Here is a 24,117-nt window from a genome sequence, read left to right on the forward strand (position 1 = left end):
GGCCGGACCCGTCACTGCAGCATGGCGATGCGCTCGAAGATCACCGCCGTATAGTCGCGCAGCGCCAGATAGATCGCCGGGCCGGTGACGAACAGGATCAGCAGGGTGGCGAAGAACTTCATGTCCTGCTGCAACGACGACTCGTTGATGTTGGTGGCGCTCTGGAACAGCATCAGCCCGGCCGACAGCAATGCCGTGATGCCCAGCGTCGGCAGCGAGATTTTCAGGATGACCATCAGCGCTTCATGACTGACGGAAATAGCCTCGTCGATGCCCATTCCGATGCCTGTCCGGTTTTCCTCCCATTCGGGAGCGGTGCTGTGGAGAAGGTGGCTGGGCTGCGAGTGTAGCACGGTTGTCGCGCCGCCGGGCTGGGGTATAGTGCGGCCATGACAAGCCCCGACAGCATGACCGTCTTCGACCGTGCGCTCGTCCGCCGCCGCCGCGACCGCGCCGTCGCCGAATTCACCGACCACGCCTTCCTGTTCGAGGAGATCGCCGACCGCCTTGCCGACCGGCTGGAGGACGTGATCCGTCCCTTCCCGCTGGCGCTGGACATCGGCTGCCACGACGGGGCGATGGGCCGGATCCTGAAAGGCCGCAAGGGGATCGAACGGCTGGTCGCCTGCGACCTGTCGCCGGATTTCGCCCGTGCCGCCCTTGATCCCAGCAACCCCGCCGTCGCTGCCACCGTCGCCGCCGACGAGGAGTTCCTGCCCTTCGCCCCCGGCAGCTTCGATCTGGCCGTCAGCAATCTCAGCCTGCACTGGGTCAACGACCTGCCGGGCGCCCTGGTTCAGATCCGGCAGGCGCTGAAGCCCGACGGCTTCTTCTGCGCCTCCATGCTGGGCGGCCAGACCCTGGCCGAGCTGCGCCGCTGCCTGTACGAGGCGGAGATGGAGGTGTCGGGCGGCGTCTCCCCCCGCGTGTCGCCCTTCGCCGAGATCAAGGATGCCGGCGGGTTGCTGCAACGTGCCGGCTTCGCCCTGCCGGTGGTCGACAGCGACGTGATCACCGTCACCTATTCCGACGCCTTCGCCCTGATGCGCGAACTGCGCGGCATGGGCGAGACCAATGCCGTTCTGGCGCGCCGCAAGGTTCCGGCAACCCGCTCGATGCTGTTCGACGCGGCCCGGCGCTATGCCGAGCTTTATGCCGAGCCGGACGGGCGCATCCCGGTGACCTTCGAAGTGCTCTATCTGGCCGGCTGGTCGCCGCACGAGAGCCAGCAGCAGCCGCTGAAACCCGGCAGCGGGCAGGTTCCGCTGGGCGACGCGCTGAAGGGCGGCGGTATCCACTGAAACAGGCTGAGGGGCTGGTTTACGCAACCAGCTTCCAGGCCATCCAACCCAGCACCCCGGCGTTCACCAGCATGATCGCCGGGGCGACGCGGGCGACCGCGGTGCGCCAGGTGCGGCCGGCGATATGGCCGGCCAGCCCGACCGCCAGCAGGCTCGGCACCGTGCCGAGCGCGAAGGCCGCCATGCCGAGTGCGCCGGTCAGCGCACTGCCGCTCGCCGCCGCCACTGCGATGGCGCCATAGAGCATCCCGCAGGGAATGAAGCCCAGCGCCACCCCCAGCCCATAGCCGCGCCAGCCCGTCGGGTTGCTAAACAGCGGCCGGGCGAGGCCGGACACCCGCTCGCTCCACCAGCGTTGCACTCCGGTGCTTCCCAGCGACGGCGCCTTGGGCAGCCAGGACAGGACGCCGCGCGCGGCATAGCCGAGGAAGAACAGCGCCGCCAGCGCCAGCAGCGCCACCGACAGCCAGCGCAGTCCCGGCAGCGCCCCGACATGGCCGGCGACCGAGGCCGACAGCGCGCCGATCAGCGCATAGGTCGTCGCCCGGCCGGCGTGATAGGGCAGCACCGCCGCCCCGGTCAGTCGCCGGAACTCCGACATTGCCGACAGCGGCACCCGCTCCAGCCGCGCCGACACCTGGGCCAGCACGAAGGGGCCACACATGCCGGCGCAATGGGTGGTGCCGCCGACCAATCCGGCGGTCAGCAGGGCCAGCAACAGCCCGCCGTCGCGGTCGATGACCACGGCGCACTGGTTCAGTCCGGCATCCAGCAGCGACAGGGCGTCCAAGGCAAAGCCTCTCCGGTTCGGGAACTGGCGGCGATCTTAGGGGGAGGGGATGGCCCCCCCAATGACGTGGGTCAATGGCGGGCGGGCTTGCCGGGGTGTGGGGGAAAGCGACCGCGGGGAGTTCGGCCAGGGAGAGTTCGGCGGGGAATTCCAGTGCCGGTCGCTTAACCCCACGCTTCTACGCCAGCAGGCGGGCGATGGGCGGACGGCTGGGATGGAGGACGACGCCGTCGTCGGCCGGTTCGACCTTCGCGTCGGGATAGGCGGCCAGCGCATATTGCAGGGCCTGGACGAAGCGCGGCTTGAAATGCTTCATCTGGTCATAGCCGGCACCGAACTGCGCATAGAGCGACGGCCAGGAGATCGGCTGCGGCCGGCTCAGCGAATGCAGCCGGTAGGCGAGCCAGACATAGAGGTCGAGGCTCAGAGAGCGGTCCTTCAACTGCCGCACCGCTTCCTCCAGCAGGGGAACCGGATGGTCGCGCAGGGCCTGGAAGAAGGTCTCGTCCAGCTGGACCACGTCGTTCCACAGCGTGCCCTGGCGGTCGTCGCCGAGAGCGTCGTGGAAGATCAAACCGCGCTTGACGATGCCGCCCTTCTCGAAGACGTCGGCGTCCTCGCCGTCCCAGAAGAACTTCAAGGAGCAGGCGGAGATGCGCAGCGACTGTTCGCGGAAGCCGCGGAAGGTCTCGCCGCCGACGCTGATGCCCATCCGGGTCAGCCAGTCGCGCATGGAGCGGCCGAGTTCGACTTCGCGGCGGCCGGTGCGCACCGCCTGGGTTTGCAGATAGATCAGGATCATCCGCGCCCGCGCGCCATAGGGCACGCCGAACAGCTTCATCTTGCCGTTCACCTTCAGCCGGCCCGGTTCGACCAGCAGCGTCACCTGATGGCCGCGCTTTTCCCAGGGCATGTCGTCGGCCAGCTTCTTGTGCGGCAGGCTGGTCAGGCAAAAACCGCTGTAGGTGATGCCGAGATGCTGGTTCTCGTCCGCCAGGATGTCGGCGGCGATGTCCACCAGCGTCCGCTCTTCGGGCCGGACCAGGGCGCGCGCCTTGTCCCGGCCATGCTCGATCACGAGCCTGTGTATGTCGCCCATCGCGCCCTCACCCAGATGTTGTGGCATCCTGGTGAGCGGCGGCCGATGGAGTCAATGTGGGGTTAGGCGACCGTGCTAGTCGACGGTTAGTTGTTAGACTTATTAGTTGAGTCGCCGCTTGTCCCCATGGGGAAACCCCGAGTCGCGCCGCTTTTCCCCACGAATCCGCCGCTTTTCCCCAAGGGGAGCAGGGTGGACAAAGGGGGACGGTCGCTTTTCCCCACGGGCTGCCAGCGACGACTCGCGACGGTTGCGGAGGGACTCGGGGAGCGGCAGGCGGTCGCTTAACCCCACGGACGGGGAACCGGGCGGGAACCTGTCCGTCGGCGATGGCCCCCACCCGCCTCCTGGGCGCGCCCCCTCAATGGCTCATCAGCACCGGAACAGTCATGTGCTGCAACATGAAGCGGGTCATGCCGCCCAGCACCAGTTCGCGGAAGCGCGAACGGCCGTAGGCGCCCATCACCAGCAGGTCGCAGCTTTCGTCGGCGGCCATGTTCAGCAGGGTGTCGCCGGGTTCCACCACGTCGGTGGCGACATGGGTGGCCTCCACGCGGCAGCCGTGGCGGGACAGATGGCGGGCGATGTCGGCGCAGGGCTCGTCGCCCAGGCCGTTCGGGCCGGGCTTCGGATTGGCGGCCATCACCACGACGCGCTTGGCGGCGGTCAGCAGGGACATGGCGTCGCCGATTGCGCGCGCCGCCTCGCGGCTGCCGTTCCAGCCGACCAGAACCCGCTCGCCGATGCTGGAGAAACGACCGGCATAGGGAACGACCAGGAGCGGCCGGCCGCATTCGAACAGAAGATCCGCCGGCTGGGCGACGAGCTGGTCGCGGTCGCGGTCCGGATCGGGCTGGCCGACCACGACCAGATCGGCATAGCGGCCACGCACCGCGGCGGCAATGGTCGGATCGGTTTCCTGCGCCAGCCATTCGGATCGGTCGGTCATGCCGTGCAGGCGCATGACGTCGTCGAAGGCCGCCTGCATCCGGTCCGTCTGGTCCTTGCGGCTCTGGCGGCGGCTTTCACGCAATTCCTGCGGGATTTCGGCTTCGATGTAGCCGGGGAGCACCGTGTCGGTGAAGGCATAGAGCGCGGTCAGGTGCGCATCGCACCGCGCTGCGAGCCGTGCTGCGAGGTCGAGACGCGCTGCGGACGCGGGCGTATCGTCGACGACGACCAGGAAGTCTTTGAGAGCCATGGCGTGGTTCCTGCCCAGAATGGTGATGGTTGCCCGTCATTGGGGGCTTTTCATCATGGGATTTGCGGTAAGGCGGCGCCGAGTCGGGCGACATCCTCGACCTCGTTGTCCCCACTTGCCTTGGCAGTATAAATCCGTGCCTGTTCGCCGATGTCCTTCCATTACAGGGCACAGCCATGCCTTTGCCGCGTTCCTGCACCGCACAAGACCGGTCGTCCGCCGAACATTCGACTTGGGATGCAATCGCAGGCCGCAGACCCCCTGATAACAAACGAAATCCATTCCTCTATTCGCACAGTGAGGAACAGAAAATCAGGATTGTACGTTCGGCGATGGTGCAACCCGCGCTTGAATGAATACTATGATATGCCCATGGATATGCAGCCGTGTCTCCGATGGATGGGCTATAGAAACGTTCAAGCTCTGTTGCACTAAGGCAGCTTTGGTTTTGACGGGCGGGTGACACTTCGCGTAAGTGTTGGGTATCGATTTCCTGATGAGTACCCCACTCTATCCTCGCCATGAGTCCTGATCCCCGAATCACCGCGCTGGCCGACGCTTTATCGGGTGCCACATCCGGCGCGCCGGGGCTCGACGCCCTGCGTCAGATTCTCGACGCCATGACGGTGAAGGTGGCGTTGATGGACCCGCAGCGGCGGCACATCTACGCCAACCGCGCCTATCTGGAGATGATGGGGACAACTCTGGAGAAGGCGGTCGGCACCACCATCGGCGACCTGCTGGGACCGGATCTTCTGCGCAACACCGTCGGGGCGGCCAAGCGCGCGCTGGCGGGCGAAACGGTGCAGACGGAGGGCTGGATCACCCAGGCCGACGGCCAGCAGCGTTACGTCACGCGGCTTCATGCGCCGCACCGGGCGGAAGACGGCGCCATCGCCGGCTATTTCGTCATCCTGCAGGACATGACCGAACGCCGGCAGGTGCAGGACGACCTGTTCCGCCTCGCCTATTACGACCCGGTGACCGGGCTGGCCAACCGCCTGATGCTGCTGAAGCACATGGCGGACTACCGCAACATGGGCGAGCCCTTCACCCTCGTCATCCTGGACATCGACCGCTTCGCGGAAATCCGCAGCAGCATGGGCCAGGGCTTCGCCAACGAGGTGCTGGACGGTCTGGCCCAGCGAATGGCGGCGCAGGCCGCTGCCTTCGACCTGATCGCCCGCGTCAGCGACCATGCCTTCGCCATGCTGGCCGGCGGCGCCTGCGACCGGCCGGTGCTGGAAGGCGCCATCGAGGAGCTGGCGTCGGTGGTGCGCTCCGCCCGCTCCAGTTCGGGCGGCACGGTGTTCCTGTCCGCCAGCATCGGCGTCGCCATCGCGGCGCCGACCCACGAACGTCCCGACGACGTGCTGCGCGATGCCGAGATCGCCACCGCCCGTGCCCGTGAACAGGGCGGCGGGCGGCAGGCCTGGTTCGACCCGGCGATGCACTCCCACGTGGTCGAACAGGTGCGGCTGGAGCACGACCTGCGCAGCGCGTTGGACAGCGGCAGCGACCTGTGGGTCGCCTATCAGCCGATCGTGGAGATGGTGACCGGCGGGCTGGCGGGGTTCGAGGCGCTGATGCGCTGGAACCACCCGGAACGCGGCAACATCCCGCCCGGCATCTTCATCCCCATCGCCGAGAGCACCGGTCTGGTCGTGTCGCTCGGCACCTGGGTGCTGCGGCAGGCCTGTCTGCAGATCGCGGAGTGGCAGGACCGCCGCGAACCGGGCTCCGCCCCGCTGTTCATGAGCGTCAACCTGTCCACCCACCAGCTTTCCGACCCCAATTTCGTCCAGGTCGTGCGCGAGGTTCTGCGCGAAACCGGGGTGGAGCCGTCCTGGATCAAGCTGGAGCTGACGGAAAGTGCTGTCATGGACAAGGCGGAACAGTCGATCCGCCTGCTGCGCGATCTGCGGGCGCTGGGCATCAAGCTGTCGATCGACGATTTCGGCACCGGCTATTCGTCGCTGTCCTATCTGCACAAGCTGCCCATCGACAGCCTGAAGGTCGACCGCTCCTTCGTCTCCGCCATGCACCAGTCGGAGGAAAACCGCGCCATCGTCCGCATCATCATGGATCTGGCGCGTCTGCTGGGCTTCGACGTCATCGCCGAAGGCATCGAGACCAGCGCCGACGCCAACCTGCTGCGGGCGCTGGCCTGCGACTATGGCCAGGGCTACCACTTCGCCCGCCCGCTGCCGTCGGCGGATGCCGGCAAGCTGGTCGGCGGGGACTTGCCGTGGCAGATGCCGCGGTAAGGGTGGCGGTCTGACGCCACCTTCCGTCTTTTACTTCCCCCGAACGAATTTCGGCGTCCCCGCCGTACCGGGCAGCAGGCGGATGGCGTAGGGGCTGGTGCGCATCTGCGCCACCGCCTGGGCGGGGCCGGGCACCATCTCGTGATAGCCGACGATCAGGTCGGCGCCCTTCTGCTGCACGCTGTCGATGGCGACGCCGTAGCCGGCGCTGTCGCGCGGCCCCAGGAACACCGCCACCGCCATCCGCCCGCCGGGCAGGGAGGACGGGGCAGGCTCGCCGACCCTGGCCCACAGTGCCGACCATTCGCCGCTGTCGCGGGCGACGACATAGGCGCGCTCGGCGGCGCTGCTGTGGTCGCCCTGCCAGACGGTGCCGGCCTCCGCCTGCGCCGGCAGCAGGTTGCCGTCGGCACGGTCGTTGCCGCCCTGGCAGGAGGCCAGCAGAAGGGCAGGGGCGAAGAGCAGCGGGATCAGATGCGGGATTGGATGTGGGATCTGGCGGGGACGGGACGGCGGCTTCATGGGACGGTCAGGCGCTCCGCGGCAGGATCGTCTCGACCAGCGACGCCCAATAGCTGGCGCCGGTGGTCAGGATCGCGTCGTTGAAGTCGTAATGCGGGTTGTGCAGACGGCAGGAGGACCCAAGATGCCCGCCATGGCCGAGCCAGACATAGGCGCCCGGCCGCTCCTTCAGCATATAGCCGAAATCCTCCGCCGCCATGGTCGGGTCCGGCGCCCAGACCACATTCTCCTCGCCCACCACTTTGGCGGCGGCAGCGGCGGCGATGCGCGCCTCCGGCTCGCTGTTGACCGTGGCGGGATAGCCGGGGCGGAAGCGCAGCTCCGCCGTGGCACCCAGACCTTCGGCGATGCTGGTGACGAGGCGGCCGAACTGCTCCTGGATGCGGCTGTGGTTCTCTTCGGAGAAGGTGCGCATGGTGCCACGCATCCGCGCGCTGTCGGGGATGACGTTGGCCGCGGTCCCGGCCTCCACCACCGTGATCGACACGACGGCACTCTCGGCCGGGTTGGTGCCGCGGCTGACCAGGCTCTGCGCCGCGGTGACGATGTGGGCCGACACCAGGACCGGATCGATGCCGCGATGGGGCATGGCGGCGTGGGCGCCGTGGCCGGTCACATGGATTTCGAACTGGTTTGCCGCGGCCATCACCGGGCCGGGGTGCACGGCGATCCGGCCGGCCGGCAGTTCCGGCCAATTGTGCAGGCCATAGACCTGCTCGCAGTCGAACTGCTGGAACAGCCCGTCGTCGATCATCCGCTTCGCCCCACCCAGCCCTTCCTCGGCCGGCTGGAAGATGAAGTGGACGGTGCCGTCGAAGTTGCGGGTCTCCGCCAGATAGCGGGCGGCACCCAGCAGCATGGCGGTGTGCCCGTCATGGCCGCAGGCGTGCATCTTGCCGGCATGGCGCGAGGCATGGTCGAAGTCGTTGGCCTCCGGCATCGGCAGCGCATCCATGTCGGCGCGCAGCCCGATGGTCCGGCCGCTGCCGGTGCCCAGCCCCGTCAGCGTGCCGACCACGCCGGTCCCGCCCAGGCCGCGATGCACCGCGATGCCGAACTCCGCCAGCTTCGTGGCGACGATGTCGGAGGTGCGCTTTTCCTCGAACCCCAGTTCCGGGTGGGCGTGGATGTCGCGCCGCCACGCGGTCATGTCGTCCTGGAAGGCGGCGATGCGGTTGTTGATCGGCATGTCTCTGACGTCTGGTTGGAACGGCCGGATGGCGTTCGGGGAAAACCGGGCGAGGAAGGCGGAGGGTCGAGGATCGTACGCTCAGCCGGAAGCGGCCAAATCGGGAACCGCCATTCCGCGCTGGACCGCCGGCCTTGCGGCGACGGTGTCGTGCCAGCGCTTCAGGTTGGGGAACCGCTCCAGCAGTCCGCCGCCCGCCACCGCCGCAGCGGCGATGAAGGGGAAGCAGGCGATGTCGGCGATGGAGTAGGAGGCGCCGGCCAGATGCTCCGCCGTGCCCAGGCGCTCCTCCAGCGCCGCATAGCAACGCATCAACTCGCCCTTGTACAGGTCGATGGCATGGGGGATGCGGTCGGGGGAGCGGGCGGCGAAGCGCTGCATGTCGATGGCGGTGGGGCCGAGGTCGCTGATGCCCAGCATGAACCAGCTCATCGCCTCCGCCCGCTCGTCCTCATCCTCGGGCAGCAGCCGGCCGGTGCGCTCGGCGAAATGCAGCAGGATGGCGCCGGAGCCGAACAGGCGCCGCACCCGGCCGCCCGGAAGCTCCTCCGCCAGCGCCGGGATCTTGGTGATCGGGCTGACCGCCAGGAAGTCCGGCCGCTTGTTCTCGCCGGCGGCCAGATCGACACGGTGGACGGTGTAGGGCAGTCCCAACTCCTCCAGCAGGATGGAGGCCTTGCGTCCGTTGGGCGTGGGAAAGCTGTAGAGCGTGAGCATGCTGCGACGGTCCCTGCGCTCCGTCCGGGGGCGGATCCCCGGGAGCGATGGCGCCAGTCTGGCCGATTTGCGCGGCGAACGCCAGCGACAGCACTTCCGATCCGGGCCTTCCATCCGTCAGGGCTAGAGTGTGATCGCTTCAAGCGGAATCGCTTGAAGCGTGAATCACACGGAAAACCAAAAGCCTGGAGTCTGTCTGGTGCTTCAATAAGCATCAGACAGACTCTAGAACAGCGGGGCGCAGCCGTCCGGCTTCACGATGCGCGTGGCCGACGGCGGGTTGGCCGCCAGCTTCGCCGCCGGGCGGATCGGCCGCCGCACCAGCTCGCCCCCGCAGTTCGGGCAGCGCTCCCCCGGCAGCCGGGCGCGGCAATCGGCGCAGAAGGTGCATTCGAAGGAACAGATATAGGCGTCCGTCGCCTCGGGCGGCAGGTCGCGGTCGCAGCATTCGCAGTTGGGGCGCAGGTCCAGCATGGCACGGTCTCCGGCTCGGGGGGTGCCAGGGAGAATAACGGGCTTCATGCGCCGGGGTGAGTGGCGCTGTTGCCGATGGGCGTCCAAATCCTGCCAAAACGACACGCGCTTCCGTGCCCTCCGGGAGTGGAGGCTACATCGCCTCCGCCCGGCGGCCGAACAGGGCGCGCAGCTTGCGGCCGATGGCGCCGCCCAGCATGCCGTGGCCGCTCCCCGCCTTCGGGAACCAGCCGGGGTCGTCGGTCTGGAAGCGGCGGACGACATGCACGAAGGCATCGACGACGTCGGGGTCGAAATCGCGGCCCGACCGTTCGACGATCCAGGCCATCGCGTCCTCCACCGCCCAGGCGCTGCGGTACTGGCGGCTGGTGATCAGCGCGTCGAACACGTCAGCCACCGCCATGATGCGGGCGCCGATGGGGATGGCGCTGCCGCGCAGACCCTCCTGATAGCCCGATCCGTCGTAGCGTTCGTGGTGGTAGCGCGCGATCTCCGCCGCGATGGACAGCAGCGACCGGCCGCGCAGCGGCACCGCCGCCTCGGCCAGGATGCGGTGGCCGATCTCGGTGTGGCGCTGGATCATTTGCATGTCGATGCCGGTCAGCTCGCCCGGCATCCCCAGCGTCTCGTCCGACACGCTCAGCATGCCGACATCGTGAAGCAGGGCCGCCAGCCCGACCTTCTCGACGAAGTCGGCGTCAAGCTCGTCCCGGAACTTCTCGCGCTGGTGCAGCTCGCGGGCAATGGAGCCCACCAGCTTCTCGATGCGCTGAAGATGGCCGGTGGCGGCGTTGTCCTTGTATTCGGCCAGCGCACCCATCGCCAGGACGGTCGCCTTCTGCGAGGTGTTCAGCTCCTCGATCAGCAGGGCGTTCTCGAAGGCGATGGAGCATTTGTTGCGGAACAGCTCCATCAGCTGCCATTCGCGGGCGGTGCCGTCGTTGCGGCCCTCGACATAGATCATGCCGGTGATGCCGCCGTTGGCGCGCAGGCGCAGCGCGCAGAAATCCGGCTCGATGATCGTCTCGCTGCTGGGCGACAGCCGCTCCAGCGCCGCCTCCACCCGCGGTTCGCCAAGCTCCGCGACCTCCACGTCCTTCCACTTGGCGAAGCGGCCGGTGGAGGCGCGCACGCGGATCTTGCGGTCGCGCGGCAGCGTGTCGCCCTGGATGCACAGAAGCGCATGGTGGCCGATGCCGAGCAGTCCGACGACGCGCGGCAGGATGTTGGGGAACAGCACGTCGGGCGTGCGCATCTCCAGCAGGCCGGTGGTTGCCACCAGCATGCGGGCCAGCCCCTTGCGCCCCGCCGCCAGCGCCTGGAGGCTGGCGAAGGTGCGCAACTGGCCGGCGACGGCGGTGCGCAGTGCGCGCGGCGTCAGTTCCGCCTTGACCCGCCAGTCGCCGACGTCGTTGGCGGCGATGGCCTCATCCTCGCTTCCGGTGTCCGCGCTTCCGGTGTCCGCGCTCCCGGTTTCCGCATCCCGCTCGTCGGTGCAGACCAGGATGCGGGTGCGCTGGTTGCCCAGTTCGCGCCGCAGATAGGCCACCAAGTCCAGCCCCGCCTTCGGGCCTTCCAGCGCGGTCTCCAGCAGGATCAGGGCGGTGTCGGGATGCCGCTGCAGGGCGTCGCGCGCCTCGGCGGCGGAGGTGGCGCCGGTCAGGTCGACCCCGGCACCGTCGATCGACAGTCCCTCCACCGCCGACCGTGCCTTGGCCAGCAGCGACGGATCGGAATCGACGACCAGAACCTTGAACGGTGGTTTGGCGACCGGACCGGCCATCTCCGGCCGTGCATCGTCGTGGAGCATGGCATTCCCAGCGGTTGCGCGTCTGCGGTGCGCGTCCGGCAAAGTAATCCCATTGCCTAATTCATTCAACCGGCGACAAGTGCCGCCAACACCTCCGACGCCAGCAGGCTGGGGTTGACCGGCTTGGAGATCACCCGCGACACGCCCAGCTTGGCGAAGGCGGCGGAGGTCAGTTCGGCCGGCACCTTGTCGTCGATGGCCGACAGGATGACGACCGGCATCTCCGGGCGCAGCGTCCGTGCGGCCTTGATGACCTCGAACCCGTCATGGTCGGGCATGATGATGTCGGTGAGGACGAGGTCGAACTGTTGGACGTAAAGGATGCCGATGGCTTCCGGGGCGCTGGCGCACAGGGTCAGGTCATGGCCTTCGCGGGTCAGGATCGCGCGGATCAGGTTGCGCGTGACCGGATCGTCGTCCACCACCAGTAGCTTGGCCATGCCAGTCCCCGTCGCGTTCATGCCGGGCGCAGGTATAGCGTGAACCCCCGGTTACGCCAGCGGCAAGTTTATGACCCCCCATTGTGCTTATGCGTGTCAAAATGTCACGCGACGAGCAGGGTGGCCTGTGAGAAACGAGCCTGCACCGGCCCGGCGGTCTTGGAATGGTCAGTCCGTTTGGGGTAGTGTCCGCCCGCACCCCACGGACCAACAACGAGCAGACGCAAGACCGATGTTGCTTCCCAACGCCGTCCGCCGATTTGCCGGGGCCGTCTTTGCCGGTTCTGTCGTCTCTTCCATCCTCGCCGCCGGCTTTCTGGCCGCTGGCGTGACCGCTGCGCCGGCCGCCGCGGCCGACCCGCGCCATCTCGGCACCTTCAAGGACTGGAACGCCTTCCTGTTCGAGGAGAAGGGCCAGAAGGTGTGCTACATCTCCAGCCAGCCCAAGAAGTCGGAGCCGAAGGCGAAGCGCGGCGACATCTACACGCTGGTCACCCACCGCCCGGCGGAAAAGGCCCTGGACGTCGTCAGCGTCATCGTCGGCTATCCGTTCAAGAAGGGCAGCGAGGCCGAGGTCAGCATCGACGGCAAGGACTTCAAGCTGTTCACCGACGGCGAGACCGCCTGGGCCCGCGATGCCGACGCCGACCGCGCCGTGACCGCGGCGCTGCGCAACGGCAAGCAGATGGTGGTGAAGGGCGTGTCCGGCCGTGGCACCAAGACGACCGACACTTACAGCCTGTCCGGCGTCGGGCAGGCCTATGACGCCATCAACGAGGCCTGCGGCGTGAAGCGCTGATCGCCGCAGCGGATTACTTGGTCTTTTTGCCTTCGAGTCTTTTGACTCCGCGCGCTCATGGCCCTATGTAATGGGGCCATGAGCGCCTCCAATCATGCTTCCGCCTTCGTTCTGCCGGCGACCGATGCCGACGGACGCAAGAACCTTGTCGGCCTGTCCCGCGAAGAGCTGGAAGCCGAGATGCTGTCGATCGGCCTGGAAAAGTTCCGGGCACGCCAGCTCTGGCACTGGCTCTACCACCGCGGCTCCACCGATTTCGCCGAGATGACCACGCTGGCCAAGCCGGTGCGGGAAAAGCTGGCCGATGCCTACATCGTGGCGCGGCCGACGGTGGTGAAGGATCTGAAGTCGGCGGACGGCACCCGCAAGTGGCTGCTGCGCATGCCCGACGGGCAGGAGGTGGAGAGCGTCCACATCCCCGAAGAGGACCGCGGCACGCTCTGCGTCTCCTCCCAGGTCGGCTGCACGCTGACCTGCCGCTTCTGCCACACCGGCACGCAGCGTCTGGTGCGCAACCTGGACGCGGCGGAGATCGTGGCCCAGGTGATGCTGGCGCGCGACATGCTGGGCGAATGGCCGGCGCCGCCCGACGGGCGCATGCTGTCCAACATCGTCATGATGGGCATGGGCGAACCACTGTTCAATTACGACAACGTCGCCAAGGCGTTGAAGATCGTGATGGACGGCGACGGCATCTCGATCTCCAAGCGGCGCATCACGCTCTCGACCTCCGGCGTCGTGCCGATGATGGAGCGCTGCGGCCAGGAGCTGAACGTGAACCTCGCGGTCAGCCTGCATGCGGTCACCGACGAGCTGCGCGACATCATCATGCCCATCAACCGCAAATACCCGTTGCGCGAGCTGATGGACGCCTGCCGGAACTATCCGGGTCTGTCGAACGCCCGCCGCATCACCTTCGAATATGTGATGCTGAAGGGAATCAACGACACGCCGGCCGATGCGCGGGCGCTGGTCAAGCTGCTGGAAGGCGTTCCGGCCAAGATCAACCTGATCCCCTTCAACGAATGGCCGGGCGCTCCCTATGAGCGGTCGACCGCAAAGGCGATCCAGGTGTTCGGCGACATCGTCAACAATGCCGGCTATGCCAGCCCGGTTCGCACCCCGCGCGGCGAGGACATCATGGCCGCCTGCGGGCAGCTGAAGAGCGCCAGCCTGCGCCTGACCGCCGCCGAACGCGCCGCCATCGCCAACGTCATCGCGGAGAAGGACGCGGCGCTGGTGTCGTAAGGGCGGCTTGCCAGGAAAATCCAAATCCGGATTTTGCAGGCCGCCTGCAACGGAAACCTGCCTCCCCGCCTCGGCGGGGAATCAGGCCGGGAATACGTTTCAATGACCGGGGGCGTTTGTCCGTCCACATTGAAATGCGGCCCGGGTATCCATCTTTCCTGCATATCGAAGACCTTCGCCGAAGTCCTCTCCCCGGGAATTGCGGAGGGCGCCCTGCTGTGACAGGGTGTCGCCACTTTCGCCAACCAGATCTGGTTCCAGCATCGGCATGCCCGCCCCCATCGAGGACATCATCGCCAAGGCGATCAAGGATGCCGACAAGTCCTTCTTCAATGAGGATTATGCCAAGCAGGCGAAGGCGGTGACCGCCGCCCTGAAGAAGGCGGGGTACGAGGTGGCGCCGGTGAAGCCGCCGCCGGGGCTGGTCGAGTGGGCGAAGGACAACATTCCGTTCGGTCGTCTTCGTCCCGCGGAATTGATTACACAGATGTACTCGATGATGGTCGAGAACGTGCGCCGCTTCGACAAGTAGCGCAAGCGCAAGCGCGGCGGTCCCGGACTGTCCTCATTGGCTGGTATTACCACAGGACCCGAAGGCCGTTTCTTTTCAGCCACTTCCCGCGCTGCGCCAAAATCGTCACACCAGCACTTTCGGCCACCCCCCGCCGTTGACTCGGATGCTGCGTGAGCGTAATTCATTGCGCCAACCAATAGGACGGGACAGCCGTCTCAAAAGGGCACGCACCACCCAGCCGCCGCGGCAATCGTCATGTTGCGCCGCGTCCGGCCGCGAACAGAGGACGACGCAATGGCAAACGGCAGCGGTCGGCCGCTCTCCCCGCACCTTCAAGTCTACAAACTCCCGTTGACCGCAGTCATGTCCATCACGCACCGCATCACGGGCGTGGGGCTGGCTGTGGGCACACTTCTGCTGGTCTGGTGGCTGGTCGCCGCCGCTGCCGGTCCGGAAGCGTTTGCGCGCGCGCAGGGCTTCATTGGCTCCTTCTTCGGCCTGCTGCTGATGTTCGGCTGGTCGGCGGCGCTGTACTACCACCTGTGCAACGGCATCCGCCATCTGGTCTGGGACGCCGGCAAGTCGTTCGAGCTGACCGATGCCGACCGCAACAACAAGGTCGTCCTCGGCGCGACGGCAGTGCTGACCGTGCTGACCTGGATCGTCGGCCTGGCCGTGTGGTGAGGAGATAAGACATGGCGTCCAATAGCAAGACCCTCCGCTCGCCGTTGCAGGTCGCACGCGGTCTGGGTTCCGCCAAGCATGGCACCGAACATTGGTGGTCGCAGCGTCTGACCGCGATTGCCCTGGTCCCGCTGACCGTCTGGTTCGTCTTCGGCGTCATCCGTCATCTGGGTGCCGATCACGCCGCCTTCATTGCCTGGATGAAGTCGCCCTTCTCGGCCGTGATGATGATCCTCACCGCCGTGGTCACCTTCCACCACGCCCAGTCCGGGCTCCAGGTGGTCATCGAGGACTACGTGCATGCCGAATGGCAGAAGATGGCGCTGATCATCGGCGTCAAGTTCCTGTCCTTCGCCCTGGCGGCGGCCTGCGTGCTGGCCGTCGTGAAGATCTTCATCGGAGCCTGACGACCATGGCGACCGCCTACAACATCATCGACCACACCTATGACGTCGTCGTCGTCGGCGCCGGCGGCGCCGGTCTGCGCGCGACCTTCGGCATGGCCGAAAAGGGCCTGAAGACCGCCTGCATCACCAAGGTGTTCCCGACCCGCTCGCACACCGTGGCGGCGCAGGGCGGCATCTCGGCCGCTCTCGGCAACATGGGCGAGGACGACTGGCGCTACCACATGTACGACACCGTGAAGGGGTCGGACTGGCTGGGCGACCAGGACGCCATCGAGTACATGTGCCGCGAGGCCATCCCGGCGATCATCGAGCTGGAGCACTATGGCGTGCCCTTCTCACGTACGCCGGAGGGCAAGATCTATCAGCGCGCCTTCGGCGGCATGACCGCGCAGTACGGCAAGACCCAGGCCTATCGCACCTGCGCCGCCGCCGACCGCACCGGCCACGCCATCCTGCACACCCTCTACCAGCAGTCGCTGAAGCATGAGGCGGAGTTCTTCGTCGAATACTTCGCGCTCGACCTCATCATGGAGGACGGCGTCTGCAAGGGCGTGCTGGCCTGGAACCTGGACGACGGCACGCTGCACCGCTTCCGCGGCCAGCTGGTGGTGCTGGCGACCGGCGGCTACGGCCGCGCCTACTTCTCGGCGACCTCGGCCCACACCTGCACCGGCGACGGTGGCGGCATGGTGCTCCGCGCCGGCCTGCCGCTGCAGGACATGGAGTTCGTGCAGTTCCACCCGACCGGCATCTACGGCTCCGGCTGCCTCATCACCGAGGGCGTGCGCGGCGAGGGCGGATACCTGACCAACTCCAACGGCGAGCGCTTCATGGAGCGCTATGCCCCGTCGGCCAAGGATCTGGCGTCGCGCGACGTCGTGTCCCGGTCGATGACCATCGAGATCCGCGAAGGCCGCGGCGTGGGTGAGCACAAGGACCACATCCACCTGCACCTGGAGCATCTCCCGCCGGAGATCATCCACCAGCGCCTGCCCGGCATCGCCGAGACGGCCAAGATCTTCGCCGGCGTGGACGTCACGAAGGAGCCGATCCCGGTTCTGCCGACCGTCCACTACAACATGGGCGGCATCCCGACCAACGTTCACTGCGAGGTGCTGTCGCCGACCGCTTCGAACCCGGATCAGGTGGTGCCCGGCCTGATGGCCATCGGCGAGGCCGCCTGCGTGTCGGTGCACGGCGCCAACCGCCTGGGCTCCAACTCGCTGCTCGATCTGGTGGTGTTCGGCCGTGCGGCCGCCATCCGCGCCGCCGAGATCGTCCAGCCGGGCAAGGCTCCGTCGGTCAAGCCCGACAGCTGCGACAAGGCGCTGGAGCGGTTCGACCGCATCCGCAACGCCAAGGGCTCGATCAAGTCGGCCGACCTGCGGCTGGACATGCAGCGGACGATGCAGAACAACTGCGCTGTCTTCCGCACCGGCGAGGTCCTGGACGAGGGCGTCAAGAAGATCGACGCGGTCTATGCCAAGAAGGGCGAGATCGCCATCTCCGACCGTTCGCTGGTCTGGAACTCCGATCTGGTCGAGGCGCTGGAACTGGACAACTTGCTGGGCCAGGCGGTCGCCACCCTGCACTCCGCCCAGAACCGTCCGGAAAGCCGCGGCGCCCATGCCCGTGAGGACTATCCGAACCGCGACGACGAAGGCTGGATGAAGCACACCGTCATCTGGGTCGCGGACAATGGCGAGACGAAGATCGATTACCGCCCGGTCCACATGTACACGCTGACCGATGAGGTCGAGGTCTTCCCGCCCAAGGCCCGTGTGTACTAAGGCCCGCCGGATAAAGGAAATCAGCCATGGTTGAATTCAACCTGCCAGCCAACTCCAAGGTCGGCGTCGGCAAGACCGTCAACGTCGCGAGCGGCGCCAAGCGGGCCAAGACCTTCAAGATCTACCGCTGGAACCCGGACGACGGCCAGAACCCGCGCGTCGACTCCTATGTGGTCGACCTCGACAAGTTCGGGCCGATGATCCTCGACGCGATCATCTACATCAAGAATCAGGTCGACAGCACGCTGACCTTCCGGCGCTCCTGCCGCGAGGGCATCTGCGGGTCGTGCGCGATGAACATCGACGGCACGAACACGCTGGCCTGCCTGAAGGCGATTGACGAGGTCCCGGGCGACGTCAAGATCTACCCGCTGCCGCACATGCCGGTGGTGAAGGATCTGGTCCCCGACCTGAAGCACATCTACGCCCAGCTCGCCTCGATCAAGCCGTGGCTGCAGTCGCAGTCGCCGGCCCCGAGCCGCGAGCGGCTGCAGTCGCCGGAGGACCGCGCCAAGCTGGACGGCCTCTACGAGTGCATCCTGTGCTTCTGCTGCTCGACCTCCTGCCCCAGCTACTGGTGGAACGGCGACCGGTATCTCGGCCCGTCGATCCTGCTCCAGGCCTATCGCTGGATCGCCGACAGCCGTGACGAGATGACGGGCGAGCGCCTCGACAACCTCGAGGATCCGTTCCGTCTCTACCGCTGCCACACCATCATGAACTGCACCAAGGCGTGCCCGAAGGGTCTGAACCCCGCCAAGGCCATCGCCGAGATCAAGAAGCTGATGGTTGCGCGCCGCTGATCGCTGATAAGCGTTTGCGACATGGAAAAGGCGCCCCTTCGGGGGCGCCTTTTTCGTTTTTGGTGCTTAGACGAAATCCGGGTCGGTCGGGCGCGACGGCGGAAGGTCGTTGCCGGGAGCCGGGCTGTCGGTGGTGCCGGGGCCGCCGGGATTGGGCAGGTCGGGGTTGTCGGTGCCCGGCAGATCGACGCCGGGAATGTCCTCGTGCGGGCCGGGGAATGGGCCGGAGGAGACGTTGGGCGGGGCGGCGCTGAGGCCGGGATCGGTGATCGGCATGAGGTAACTTCCCTCCGTCGGTGGATTGCGGTTGCTCGCTCTCCCCTATCAACGGCCGAAGCCGCAATCCGCTCCATCGCACGGGACGATTGCGTGCGCACCGGTTGACCGATGGCGGCGAGGGGGTATGCTCTCCGGGAGATCACCAACGACGACGAACCACGAATGGGCGGTGCCGGCCGGCGGCGCCCAGCGTACGGACACATTCTAGGGAAGGACCAAAATCATGGGCGGCATGGCAGGCCAGGCGTGGAGCTGGATCCAGGGCGAGTGGGTGGAAGGCAACCCGCCGATCGTCGGACCGCTGTCCCACACGCTGTGGCTCTCTTCGACGGTCTTCGACGGCGCGCGCGCCTTCCAGGGTGTGGCCCCCGACCTGGACCTGCACTGCGCCCGCGCCATCCGGTCCGCCCAGGTGATGGGGCTGGAGCCGATGGTCACCGCCGGCGAGATCGAAGAGCTGTGCTGGGACGGCATCCGCCGTTTCTCCAAGGACGCCGAACTGTACATCCGTCCGATGTTCTACGCCGACGACGGCTTCGTCGCCCCGGCGCCGGAGAGCACGCGCTTTGTCCTGTCGATCTACGAGGACCCGCTGCCGCAGCCGACCGGTTTCGCCGCCTGCATATCCACCCGCCGCCGGCCGATCCCGACCATGGCCCCGACCGAGGCCAAGGCCGCCTGTCTCTACCCCAATGCCGGGCTGGCGCTGACAGAAGCGCGCAAGCGCGGCTTCCAGAACGCCATCATGCTGGACGTCATCGGCAATGTGGCGGAGTTCGCCACCTCCAACATCTTCATCGCTAAGAATGGCGTCGTGAGGACGCCGGTGCCGAACGGCTGTTTCCTGAACGGCATCACCCGCCAGCGCGTCATCGGCTTGCTGCGCAACGACGGCGTGACGGTGGAGGAATGCACCCTGACCCCGCAGGACGTTCTGGAGGCAGAAGAGGTCTTCTCCACCGGCAACCACGCCAAATGCGTACCGGTGATCAAGGTGGAGGACCGCAGCCTTGCGGCGGGACCGCTGTTCCAGCGGGCACGGGCGCTCTATTGGGAATATGCGTTCCGCTGATCTATAGCGTCGTGCGTTTAATGTGAAACGCACGACGCTATAACTTTATGTTTGGCGATCGGATTCACGCTTCAAATCGAGTCCGATTTTTACGCGATCCGATCGAGCAGCGCCACCGCCGCCCGGCGGTGATGGGTCAGCGTGGCGGCCAGCCGGGCCAGCCATGCGTCGGTCCGGCAGCTTGCGGCGGTCAGTGCGCCGCGACGCCGGGCGGTGGCAAGCCGTACTTCCGCCGCGAGCGTGCTGTGCAGGCGGAGCGTTGCAGCGCGTTTGATCGCGTTGGCGCGGCTTGGGCCGCCAAGCAGAGCGGAGCGAAGCTCCTGCTTCGGCGGCTTGGCGTCATGGGTGCGGTGAAGGCTGTCCAAGTGGGCGGCACGGTCCATGGAATGGACGGTACCGCCTGTCGGGATGCACAGTAAAGGGAAAATTTCCTAGGACTGGACGGTGACCGTGGAGGCGTTTGCCCCCACGGTCACTGGCTTGCCCAGATGATCCGCGCCATCCAGGCGACGTCCGACAGCGGGATGCTGCGGTCGGGGTGGGCCCGGTTGATCGACAGCAGTTCGATCTTGGTCGCCGTCTCGCGGATCAGCTGCTTGGCCATCACCTCGCCGCCCTTGGTGCGGACGACGACGCGGTCGTTGCGGCGGATCTGCGCGGCAGGCGAGACGATGATGGTGTCGCCGTCGCGATAGACCGGCTCCATGCTGTCGCCGGAGATCTCCAGCGCATAGGCATGCGGGTCGCCCAGGCTGGGAAACAGCAGCTCGTCCCAGCCGCTGCCGGCGGGGAAGCCGGCATCGTCGAAATAGCCGGCCGACCCGGCCTGGGCATAGCCGATCACCGGAACCCGTTGCAGCGGGGTGGTGCCGGCGCCGTCGCCGACCAGCGACACGAATTCCGACAAGGAAGCGCCGGTGGCGTCCAGCACCTTGGAGATGCTTTCCGTCGACGGCCAGCGCAGCTTGCCGTCGTTGGTGGTGCGCTTGCTCTTGTTGAAGGTGGTCGGGTCCAGTCCGGCGCGCCGCGCCAGCCCGGAGGCGGAGAGCCCGTGCTGTGCCGCGAGGCGGTCGATGGCCCGCCAGATGTCCGTATGTTTCAGCATGGGACGATAATCTCATAAAGCGGCGACAGCGTCCCTAGGAACTTTTTCATAAAACCATTGACCGCGGGCAGTGGGCGGAACATAACGCAAACAGAAGGCGCGGCCGCGAAGCAGGTCCGGCGCCTTCCTTTTCAAAAAATCCGAAGCCGCAAGGAGACCAGCATGCTGCGTCCGGCCGCCCCCGCTTTGCCAGCAACCAGCGTTTCCCGGACCGTTCCGCTGAAGCCGGAACCCTACAGCGTCGAGGGCGAACCCTTTGCCGACGCGGAGGAGGCGTGGTTCTGGGCAGTACAGGCGCATGACGCCAAGGCGGCCGGGGCGCGGGTCATCGCCGGCTGCGGGCAGGTCGCGCGACCCTGCGAGCCGCAGGACCTTCTTCAGGTGATCGACCGCCTGTACCGGGCGCGCAAGCTGGTGCGCGACCACCTGCATGTGCTGGTCCATTACGGCCGCCGCCAGAGCGCGCCGGAACCGGACCGCTTCCGCGAACAGCGGGCCCATTCGCTGTGGCAGGAGGCGTTTACCGTGATCGCCCCGGCGCTGCGCAAAAAAGGCATTGCGCGATGAGCGCCACCCCCTGGACCGCGGCCTGGATCATCTATCGGGGCGATTCACCTCTGTGGTGGCTGCGGTTGCTGAAGCCGGGCTTCCGCCACTGTCTGGCCCTGCTGACCGACGGTCGGCGCTGGGTGGCGGTCGATCCGCTGGCCGGCTTCACCGACATCGCGGTGCTGGACCTGCCCGCCGACTTCGACCTGCCGGGCTGGTACCGCGCCCAGGGGCTGACGGTTGACGCCGCCCCGCTGCGCCGCCCGGCCGGCACCGCTCCCTGGGGGCCCTTCACCTGCGTCGAGGCGGTCAAGCGCCTGATCGGCCTGCGCGCCCGCCGGGTGCTGACCCCCTGGCAACTGCACCGCCATCTGACTGGAGGAGACCGCGCATGCCCGCATCCGCAGCCGTGAAACCGCCCGCCCGGCGGAAGGGTGACCTGTCGGAACCGGAAGCCCTGCTGGACCGCTACCGCGTCGCCCGCGACCGGCGCGGCGTGTGGGAAAGCCATTGGCAGGAATGCTACGACCATGCGCTGCCCAACGGGCGGCCCTTCCGCGGCGGCGGCACGCCGGGCGAACGCCGGGTCGACCGGCTGTTCGACGGCACCGCCCCCGATGCGGTGGAACAGCTGGCCGCCAGCCTGCTGTCGGAACTGACGCCGCCCTGGTCGCGCTGGTTCGGCTTCCAGCCCGGTCCCACCCTGACCGGAGCGGAGCGCGACCGTGTCGCTCCGCTGCTCGACCGTGCCGCCGGCATCGTCCAGGCGCATTTCGACCGCTCCAACTTCGCGGTGGAGATTCATCAGTCCTTCCTCGACCTCGTCGCCGTCGGCACCGCCAGCCTCTTGATGGAGGAGGCCGCCCCCGGCGCCCCGTCCAGCCTGCGCTTCACCGCCGTGCCGCTGGCCGAGGCGGTTCTGGAGGAGGGGCCGGACGGACGGCTCGACGCCACGTTCCGCCGCAGCGAGGCGACGCTGGCCCAGATCCTCCAGCGCTTTCCCGGTGCCGACCTGGCGGACGAGGTGCGGAAGCAGGCGGCCGGGGATCCCGACAGCCGTTTCCCCCTGGTCGAGGCGGTGCTGCCCGACGGTACGGCCTATCGCTGGGGCGTGGTGCTGGACAGCGGGCTGGCCGAGCCGTCCTGGCTGGCGCAGGGGCGCTTCGCCCAATCGCCCTTCGTCAATTTCCGCTGGCTCAAGGCGCCCGGCGAAACCTATGGCCGGTCACCGGTGATGAAGGCGCTGCCCGACATCAAGACCGCCAACAAGGTGGTGGAGCTGGTGCTGAAGAATGCCTCCATCGCCGTCACCGGCATCTGGCAGGCCGACGACGACGGGGTGCTGAACCCCACCACCATCCGGCTGGTGCCCGGCACCATCATCCCCAAGGCGGTCGGGTCCGCCGGCCTGACGCCGCTGGCCAATCCCGGCCGGTTCGACGTGTCGCAGCTGGTGCTGGACGATCTGCGCGGCCGCATCCGCCATGCGCTGCTGGTCGACCGGCTGGGGCCGGTGGAGTCGGCGCGGATGACCGCGACCGAGGTGCTGGAACGCTCGGTCGAGATGGCGCGGCTGCTGGGCGCCACCTATGGCCGCTTGCAGGCGGAGCTGATGACGCCGCTGGTGCTGCGGGCGGTGTCGATCCTGCGCCGGCGCGGCGAGATCCCCGACATCACGGTGGACGGCCGGCTGGTGGAGTTGCAACACCGCTCCCCGCTCGCCCAGGCCCAGGCCCAGCGCGACGTGCAGGCGACCCTGCGCTGGCTGGACAGCGTCAAGGCGCTGGGGCCGGAGGCGGAGGCCACGGTGGATGCAGCGGCGACCGCCCATTGGCTGGGCGAGGCCTTCGGCGTGCCGGCCAAGCTGATGCGGGCGCAGGTTGCCGGCGCCGGGCTGGACGCCGGAACGGGTGCCGGTGGCTCCAATGGCTGACCGCCCGACGATCGAGCAGGCCGGCTGGGACTGGCTGGAAGCGACGCTTCCCGCCGATCCGCAAACTGCCGCGGCAGCGGACGCCGACCCGGCGCCCAGCTTCGCCCGCTGCTTCGCCGGAAGCGACGGAGGGCGGGTGCTGGCGGTGCTGCGGGCAATGACGCTCGACCGCGCGCTGGGTCCCGACGCGCCGGAAGCGGCGCTGCGTCACCTCGAAGGACAGCGCCAGCTGGTCGCCACCATCCTCGCGCTGGTCGCGCGGGGGCGTGCCGGCTGACCGGCGGTTCTGCCGCCCCTTTTTTCCCCTTCCTTGCAGGAGTTGATGATGGCCGACACTCTGCTGACCGAATCCGCCGCTGCCGCCGACACGGTCCCGCCGCTGCCGGTTCCGGAGAAATTCCGCGATCCCAAGACCGGCGCACTGCGGGTCGAAGCCCTGCTGAAATCCTATCTGGAACTGGAGCGCCGCCTGTCGTCGCAGGGCCAGTCCAGGCAGGCACCGCCGGACACCGCGTCCGGGTTGCCTCCGCAGGCCGCTTCCTTCGATTTGGCCAGCTTCGATTTGACCGCGCTCGACCCGGCACAGCGTCGCCGGCTGCTGGGCGCGCCGGAGACGCCGGACGGTTACAGCATCGCCTGCGACCATGGCCTGTTCCAGCCCGACCCGGAAATCAACGGCCGCCTGCACGAAGCCGGCTACACCGCGGATCAGGCGCAGCTTCTCTATGATCTCGCCGCCGAGCGGATGGTGCCGCTGATCCAGACCATGGCCGCCGAATTTCAGGCGGAGCGCGAGGTCGAGCGGCTGGTCTCCCGGTTCGGCGGAGAGGAGCGCTGGCGCGAGGTGTCGCGGCAGCTCCTGGCCTGGGCCGGCAAGACCCTGCCGCCGGCTGCGGTGGAAGGGCTGGCGACCACCTACGAAGGTGTCATGGCGCTCTATGCGATGATGACCGGCAGCGAGCCGGCGGCGCTCTCGATGGCCGGCAACCGCGCGGGCGGCAGTGAGGGCGAGGTGGAATTGCGCACCCTGATGCGCGACCCGCGCTATTGGCGGGATCGCGATCCTGCGGTGATTGCCCGCGTTACCGAAGGCTTCCAGCGCCTTTATCCCGGCCAGGGGTGAG

28 protein-coding genes are annotated in these 24,117 nt (G+C 67.5%); 15 read left to right on the top strand and 13 right to left on the bottom strand.

Annotation, left to right across the window (positions count from 1 at the left end; all coding sequences use genetic code 11):
- Positions 1-11: 11 nt before the first annotated feature.
- Positions 12-278 (bottom strand): flagellar biosynthetic protein FliQ, encoded by a 267-nt coding sequence (locus tag VH569_RS22355; protein ID WP_377808371.1) that lies wholly within the window; start codon positions 276-278, stop codon positions 12-14.
- 111 nt (positions 279-389) lie between these two features.
- Here VH569_RS22355 and VH569_RS22360 point away from each other — a divergent pair, with 111 nt between their 5' ends.
- Positions 390-1,301 carry a methyltransferase domain-containing protein gene (locus VH569_RS22360; RefSeq protein WP_423318040.1) on the top strand — a complete coding sequence of 304 codons (912 nt, stop codon included), beginning with the start codon at positions 390-392 and terminating at the stop codon, positions 1,299-1,301.
- A gap of 19 nt (positions 1,302-1,320) precedes the next feature.
- Here VH569_RS22360 and VH569_RS22365 read toward each other — a convergent pair whose 3' ends face one another.
- The 3 genes from VH569_RS22365 to VH569_RS22375 form a co-directional block, all read right to left on the bottom strand.
- Positions 1,321-2,091, bottom strand: coding sequence for a sulfite exporter TauE/SafE family protein (locus VH569_RS22365; protein ID WP_423318042.1), 771 nt, complete (start codon positions 2,089-2,091; stop codon positions 1,321-1,323).
- 178 nt (positions 2,092-2,269) lie between these two features.
- A complete protein-coding gene (locus VH569_RS22370) occupies positions 2,270-3,190 on the bottom strand; it encodes a replication protein RepA (protein ID WP_109051836.1) in 921 nt (306 codons plus the stop codon).
- A 361-nt stretch (positions 3,191-3,551) separates the two neighbouring features.
- Positions 3,552-4,391 (bottom strand): universal stress protein, encoded by an 840-nt coding sequence (locus VH569_RS22375; protein ID WP_423318043.1) that lies wholly within the window; start codon positions 4,389-4,391, stop codon positions 3,552-3,554.
- A gap of 521 nt (positions 4,392-4,912) precedes the next feature.
- On the opposite strand from VH569_RS22375, the gene VH569_RS22380 reads away from it, so the two are divergent.
- A complete protein-coding gene (locus VH569_RS22380; protein ID WP_423318045.1) occupies positions 4,913-6,658 on the top strand; it encodes a putative bifunctional diguanylate cyclase/phosphodiesterase in 1,746 nt (581 codons plus the stop codon).
- A 30-nt stretch (positions 6,659-6,688) separates the two neighbouring features.
- Here VH569_RS22380 and VH569_RS22385 read toward each other — a convergent pair whose 3' ends face one another.
- The 6 genes from VH569_RS22385 to VH569_RS22410 form a co-directional block, all read right to left on the bottom strand.
- Positions 6,689-7,180: a protease complex subunit PrcB family protein gene (locus VH569_RS22385; protein ID WP_423318047.1), complete on the bottom strand. Its 492-nt coding sequence runs from the start codon at positions 7,178-7,180 to the stop codon at positions 6,689-6,691.
- Positions 7,181-7,187: 7 nt separating this feature from the next.
- A complete protein-coding gene (locus VH569_RS22390) occupies positions 7,188-8,369 on the bottom strand; it encodes a M20 aminoacylase family protein (RefSeq protein WP_423318049.1) in 1,182 nt (393 codons plus the stop codon).
- 81 nt (positions 8,370-8,450) lie between these two features.
- Positions 8,451-9,086: a glutathione S-transferase family protein gene (locus VH569_RS22395; RefSeq protein ID WP_423318050.1), complete on the bottom strand. Its 636-nt coding sequence runs from the start codon at positions 9,084-9,086 to the stop codon at positions 8,451-8,453.
- Positions 9,087-9,311: 225 nt separating this feature from the next.
- Positions 9,312-9,560 carry a DUF1272 domain-containing protein gene (locus VH569_RS22400; RefSeq protein WP_376957778.1) on the bottom strand — a complete coding sequence of 83 codons (249 nt, stop codon included), beginning with the start codon at positions 9,558-9,560 and terminating at the stop codon, positions 9,312-9,314.
- A gap of 133 nt (positions 9,561-9,693) precedes the next feature.
- A complete protein-coding gene (locus VH569_RS22405) occupies positions 9,694-11,370 on the bottom strand; it encodes an HD domain-containing phosphohydrolase (protein WP_423318053.1) in 1,677 nt (558 codons plus the stop codon).
- Positions 11,371-11,435: 65 nt separating this feature from the next.
- Positions 11,436-11,810 (bottom strand): response regulator, encoded by a 375-nt coding sequence (locus VH569_RS22410; protein WP_174473577.1) that lies wholly within the window; start codon positions 11,808-11,810, stop codon positions 11,436-11,438.
- Positions 11,811-12,042: 232 nt separating this feature from the next.
- Here VH569_RS22410 and VH569_RS22415 point away from each other — a divergent pair, with 232 nt between their 5' ends.
- From VH569_RS22415 to VH569_RS22445, 7 genes are all read left to right on the top strand, one after another.
- On the top strand, positions 12,043-12,609 hold the full coding sequence (locus VH569_RS22415) for an invasion associated locus B family protein (RefSeq protein WP_423318055.1): 567 nt from the start codon (positions 12,043-12,045) through the stop codon (positions 12,607-12,609).
- Between the two features lie 78 nt (positions 12,610-12,687).
- Entirely contained in the window at positions 12,688-13,857 is a 1,170-nt protein-coding gene (gene rlmN / locus VH569_RS22420) for a 23S rRNA (adenine(2503)-C(2))-methyltransferase RlmN (RefSeq protein ID WP_109051844.1), read from the top strand.
- Between the two features lie 268 nt (positions 13,858-14,125).
- Positions 14,126-14,389, top strand: a complete 264-nt coding sequence (locus VH569_RS22425; protein WP_014248979.1) for a hypothetical protein — start codon at positions 14,126-14,128, stop codon at positions 14,387-14,389.
- 276 nt (positions 14,390-14,665) lie between these two features.
- Positions 14,666-15,055, top strand: a complete 390-nt coding sequence (gene sdhC / locus VH569_RS22430) for a succinate dehydrogenase, cytochrome b556 subunit (RefSeq protein ID WP_098738833.1) — start codon at positions 14,666-14,668, stop codon at positions 15,053-15,055.
- An 11-nt stretch (positions 15,056-15,066) separates the two neighbouring features.
- Positions 15,067-15,462 (top strand): succinate dehydrogenase, hydrophobic membrane anchor protein, encoded by a 396-nt coding sequence (gene sdhD, locus VH569_RS22435; RefSeq protein ID WP_098738834.1) that lies wholly within the window; start codon positions 15,067-15,069, stop codon positions 15,460-15,462.
- A 5-nt stretch (positions 15,463-15,467) separates the two neighbouring features.
- Positions 15,468-17,252 carry a succinate dehydrogenase flavoprotein subunit gene (gene sdhA, locus VH569_RS22440; RefSeq protein WP_423318058.1) on the top strand — a complete coding sequence of 595 codons (1,785 nt, stop codon included), beginning with the start codon at positions 15,468-15,470 and terminating at the stop codon, positions 17,250-17,252.
- Positions 17,253-17,278: 26 nt separating this feature from the next.
- Positions 17,279-18,055 carry a succinate dehydrogenase iron-sulfur subunit gene (locus tag VH569_RS22445; protein WP_109051847.1) on the top strand — a complete coding sequence of 259 codons (777 nt, stop codon included), beginning with the start codon at positions 17,279-17,281 and terminating at the stop codon, positions 18,053-18,055.
- A gap of 66 nt (positions 18,056-18,121) precedes the next feature.
- On the opposite strand, the gene VH569_RS22450 is transcribed toward VH569_RS22445, so the two are convergent.
- Entirely contained in the window at positions 18,122-18,331 is a 210-nt protein-coding gene (locus VH569_RS22450; RefSeq protein ID WP_109051848.1) for a hypothetical protein, read from the bottom strand.
- A gap of 226 nt (positions 18,332-18,557) precedes the next feature.
- Between VH569_RS22450 and VH569_RS22455 the strand changes: the two genes are divergently transcribed.
- Positions 18,558-19,406, top strand: a complete 849-nt coding sequence (locus VH569_RS22455) for a branched-chain amino acid aminotransferase (protein ID WP_423318061.1) — start codon at positions 18,558-18,560, stop codon at positions 19,404-19,406.
- Between the two features lie 89 nt (positions 19,407-19,495).
- On the opposite strand, the gene VH569_RS22460 is transcribed toward VH569_RS22455, so the two are convergent.
- Together VH569_RS22460 and VH569_RS22465 are read right to left on the bottom strand one after the other, a co-directional pair.
- The gene (locus VH569_RS22460; RefSeq protein WP_423318063.1) at positions 19,496-19,771 is read right to left on the bottom strand and encodes a hypothetical protein; all 276 of its coding nucleotides are present in this window, start codon (positions 19,769-19,771) and stop codon (positions 19,496-19,498) included.
- Between the two features lie 107 nt (positions 19,772-19,878).
- Positions 19,879-20,511 carry a S24 family peptidase gene (locus tag VH569_RS22465; RefSeq protein ID WP_042701266.1) on the bottom strand — a complete coding sequence of 211 codons (633 nt, stop codon included), beginning with the start codon at positions 20,509-20,511 and terminating at the stop codon, positions 19,879-19,881.
- A gap of 162 nt (positions 20,512-20,673) precedes the next feature.
- Between VH569_RS22465 and VH569_RS22470 the strand changes: the two genes are divergently transcribed.
- From VH569_RS22470 to VH569_RS22490, 5 genes are read left to right on the top strand one after another with little or no spacing between them, the layout of a single operon-like run.
- A complete protein-coding gene (locus tag VH569_RS22470) occupies positions 20,674-21,078 on the top strand; it encodes a hypothetical protein (RefSeq protein ID WP_377808390.1) in 405 nt (134 codons plus the stop codon).
- The gene (locus VH569_RS22475; protein ID WP_423318065.1) at positions 21,075-21,473 is read left to right on the top strand and encodes a hypothetical protein; all 399 of its coding nucleotides are present in this window, start codon (positions 21,075-21,077) and stop codon (positions 21,471-21,473) included. The genes VH569_RS22470 and VH569_RS22475 overlap by 4 nt, the downstream gene beginning before the upstream one ends.
- Positions 21,452-22,993 (top strand): portal protein, encoded by a 1,542-nt coding sequence (locus VH569_RS22480; protein WP_423318067.1) that lies wholly within the window; start codon positions 21,452-21,454, stop codon positions 22,991-22,993. Before VH569_RS22475 ends, VH569_RS22480 begins: the two co-directional genes overlap by 22 nt.
- Positions 22,986-23,270, top strand: a complete 285-nt coding sequence (locus tag VH569_RS22485) for a hypothetical protein (RefSeq protein ID WP_174473566.1) — start codon at positions 22,986-22,988, stop codon at positions 23,268-23,270. Before VH569_RS22480 ends, VH569_RS22485 begins: the two co-directional genes overlap by 8 nt.
- Positions 23,271-23,315: 45 nt before the next feature.
- The gene (locus VH569_RS22490) at positions 23,316-24,116 is read left to right on the top strand and encodes a capsid assembly protein (protein WP_423318069.1); all 801 of its coding nucleotides are present in this window, start codon (positions 23,316-23,318) and stop codon (positions 24,114-24,116) included.
- Position 24,117 lies beyond the last annotated feature (1 nt).

The sequence above is a fragment of the Azospirillum sp. 11R-A genome (assembly GCF_049472615.1).
GTDB lineage: Bacteria > Pseudomonadota > Alphaproteobacteria > Azospirillales > Azospirillaceae > Azospirillum > Azospirillum palustre.